At 40.8% G+C, this 3670-nt stretch carries 3 protein-coding genes; 1 reads left to right on the plus strand and 2 read right to left on the minus strand.

Annotation, left to right across the window (positions count from 1 at the left end; translation table 11 throughout):
* Window positions 1-156 precede the first annotated feature (156 nt).
* Window positions 157-2100, minus strand: a complete 1944-nt coding sequence (locus VJ937_RS08315) for a tetratricopeptide repeat protein (protein WP_324066436.1) — start codon at window positions 2098-2100, stop codon at window positions 157-159.
* Window positions 2101-2113: 13 nt separating this feature from the next.
* The gene (locus tag VJ937_RS08320; RefSeq protein ID WP_324066437.1) at window positions 2114-3325 is read right to left on the minus strand and encodes an FKBP-type peptidyl-prolyl cis-trans isomerase; all 1212 of its coding nucleotides are present in this window, start codon (window positions 3323-3325) and stop codon (window positions 2114-2116) included.
* Window positions 3326-3503: 178 nt separating this feature from the next.
* Here VJ937_RS08320 and VJ937_RS15720 point away from each other — a divergent pair.
* Window positions 3504-3670, plus strand: a 167-nt coding sequence (locus tag VJ937_RS15720; protein WP_414706403.1) for a DUF1456 family protein, incomplete at its 3' end; no start/stop codon positions are given.

A 3670-nucleotide genomic window follows, 5' to 3' on the forward strand; every position in this document is an offset into this window, starting at 1 on the left:
ATCACAGAATGTAAAAATCGCCGCGCTTGCTGCTAATTACCTCCAAAACCACAAATCATCGGCGAAACATCCCAAACACCACAATCAACTTACAAACTTAAGAACTTACCAACCTACAACCGACCACTGCACAATTCATTAACTGAATTAACTCAATCACTTCCTAATCACCACTCGCTTTTGCTCCGGATTAAGTTCATGGGCTTTATCAAGCGCTTTCTGTGCTTCGTCAATTTGTCCCATTGCATTTAAACTCAGTCCCAAATTATACCAGGCGCTGGCATCTTCAGGTTTTAGCTTCACTACTTTTCGCAGCTGAGAAACAGAGGCTTTGTATCTCCGTGTAAGGCCATACACCACAGCCAGATCCTTTAAGGCTTTTATACTTCCTGGTTTTATTTGTATAGCTCGTTTGAGATATTTTTCAGCTTTTTTAAGGTCATTCAGGTGCTTACCATAAATGTTTCCCATCTGATAATTGATTTCAAACCGGGTAGAATCAATGCTGTTTAGTTTTTTGTACCACTGCAACCGGTTTTTAGGTTTGCCTTTCTGCAACACGGCAAGTGCATTTTTCCAGGCGCTCTGATGACGGGGTGCACGATTCAAAATACTTAAATAGTGAGGCATAACTTCCTTTAGTGGTTCATCCGATGCAAAGAGGGTATTGCCATATAAAAGATGGGCGTCGTTATAGGTTGGGTGTATGTCAATTGCTTTTTTAAGATACTTTCGGGCAAGTTGCAATAAATCCTGTTTTTGACTTGTATTGCTTTGCTCAATTGCCTTTTCATATAATTGTCCCCCGGCTACGCAGTTGCCTTTGGCACTGTTTTCAGATATTTGTACATCGTGCGTAAACAGTGTAAAATCATTTTTCCAATCACGATTGCGATCAATAGCTTTAACGCTGTATGCAAGCCCAACAATAATTAATACTGCAAACCCTGCCCGTGTATACGTTTTTTGCTTCAATAGCCAGTGAATACCGTAGCCCAACGCCACACTAAAGGCCAAAGAGGGCATAAACATGAACCGTTCGTTCATGAAGGTACCAATCGGGAAAAACAGATTCGACATTAAAATGAAAGTGCCAATAAAAAACCAAACCCAAAAACCATAAAACTTTCTATTAATCAGGGTTTTTACGGCAAAAAACAACAATGCAATTACTATAATCAATGTAAGCCATGGATAAATACTGTCCCAACCTGTAATGGGCACATGATAAGGATAATAATCGTAGGTTAGGGGATGCGGCACAATCAACAACCGCAGGTACCAGAGCCATGTAAGTAGTATGGTGGCAAATTTCTCGCCGGTTGTCATATCTGCAAACGGATTGTTCATTAGCGCACTGCTCTCCTGAATTTGCATCCCACCCAGTACCTGATAGCGTAAAAATACGAAAAGTGCAGCAGGAATAAGGGTCACAAAAATTATATGTACGATTTGTGCTTTTGTGCGTTTTAGGTAATATAGGCCAAGGGGCAGAAGCACAACAAAAACTACAGCATGTTCTTTTGACAACATGGCCAAAAACATTGAAATTGCAGCAGCGGTGTATACCAATAACTTGTTTTTTTTGCTATAAAAAAGCCATTTAGCAGCAAGCAGTACGAAAAGAAATGCCAGAATTTCATCTCTTCCTTTTGTGTTGGCAATTGCCTCGGTATGAATTGGATGCAGTGCGTATAGTAATGCAATGATAAAAGCTGCTTCAGTGGCCACGCGACTGCTTTTTTGTAATACCTGAAAAATTAGAACTACTACAAAAGCGTAAAGCAATATATTGATTAAATGTGAAATGAAAGGATTTTGACCAAAAAACTCATGCTCAAGCGCAAAAGTGGCAATTGATAAGGGGCGGTATCGGCCACCGGCAACGAGTTGCTTGTCAAAACCAAAAAAACCAGTGAACGATTCGGTGGACAAAATATCATCAATTCCCTCAAGACCCTGTTTTACAAAGTTATTTTCGGTAATTACAATGGCATCATCAAGGGCATATTCATTTGTAAGTGTATTTGCATAAATCAGCAGGGTTAGGATGAAAAGTATGGCCTGCGGATATTTTTGCACCCAGTTTGGAAGCTTCATAGGAATCTTCAATTTATTTGACTACGCTGATTAATTCGATATCAAATATCAGGTCAGATTTTGGAGGTATTAATGGTGGATTTCCCTCTTCTCCGTAACCCAGTTGCCATGGAATCAGTACCCTCGCTTTACCATTGGGTCGCATTTGTTTTACTGCGGCATTTAATCCGCTAATAACCTGCCCCTGGTCAATGGCAAAAATTACAGGATCGTCGGTTTTAAGCGATGATTGAAATAATTCACCATCTTTAAAATAACCAGAAAAGTGAATCTTTACCACATTGCCATCAACTGGGTTGCTGCCCAGGCCGGTTTTTATGTGAATGATCTGCAGACCAGAGTCGAGCTTGACAGTATCTTTACCAGCTACATCAAATGGTTTCACTTCCTTTTTTTCAGAGACATGAATCAATTCCAGGTCGAAGCGCAATTTTGTTCCGGGGGGCACCACACCGGGTAATCCGGCACTGCCATAGCCTAATTCAGGGGGGACAATTATGTGGTAACGGCCACCAACGCGCATTTTTTGTACCATTTCATCCCAGGCCGGTATCACATCTTCTGCTCCGGGGTTGATGCGTACTGGTTCTCCGCGGAGTTTCGAGGCATCGAAGATTCGCTGATCTGGCAAATAACCTGTGTAATGTAAATAGGCCCAGGAGGTGGTATCTGGCCTTAAACCCTGTCCCGAGTCTAATACCATATAGCGTATTCCTGATGCAGTGCTTAAGGTATCGTAACCCGCTGTATTGAATGTAGAAAATTCTTCGTTTGGTTTAATACCTATCAGTTCTATGTGAAAATTTAAAGTAGAATTGGGCGGGATATCGAGCACCCGACGATTGCCATATCCCAAATGGGGCGGTACAATAAGTTTTGCTGCACCACCTTCACGAAGCATTGCTATTGCTTCGTCCCAGCCCCGAATAACCTGTCCGACACCGTAGTTAAAGGTAAGGGGTTCGCCTCGCTCGTAGGAGTTGTCGAAGGTTGTGCCATCTGAAAGTTGTCCGATATAATGAACAGCTACCAAATCTCCCGGTTCAGGTTTTGTGCCTTCTCCGGGTTTCGTGATTTGGTAAATGAGTCCGGTTTGGGTTGTATCCATATTTTTATCCCATTTGTCCCTGGGACCCGAAAATATGTGTTTGGTATCTTGTCCTGTCAGATTTCCTGCACCCAATAACATGATGTGCAGCAAAAATATTGAGATGATTTTTGTCATTGCTAAATTTTTAAGGTCTATAAGATGCAATTTATAAAAAAGGAATGAATATTCGTAAATACACGCGAACCATACTTATAAAACACTTAATTAAGCTGCAAAAACAGTAATAATTTCGAAAAACAATAAATTCCACTGCTTTTCTTACCTTTGATGACTTATTTAATTTAGCTCAGATATGGTTAGCAATAATGACATTTTAAGACGCGTGCGATATATTTTTGACTTTGGTGATGACGATATGATCGGACTATTTTCAAGTGCTGATTTTGTTGTCACCCGCTCCCAGGTTAGTGAATGGCTAAAAAAGGACGAAGATCCGGAAAAACGTGATATTTCAGATCA

Source organism: Salinivirga sp. (assembly GCF_035268865.1).
Classification (GTDB): domain Bacteria; phylum Bacteroidota; class Bacteroidia; order Bacteroidales; family Salinivirgaceae; genus Salinivirga.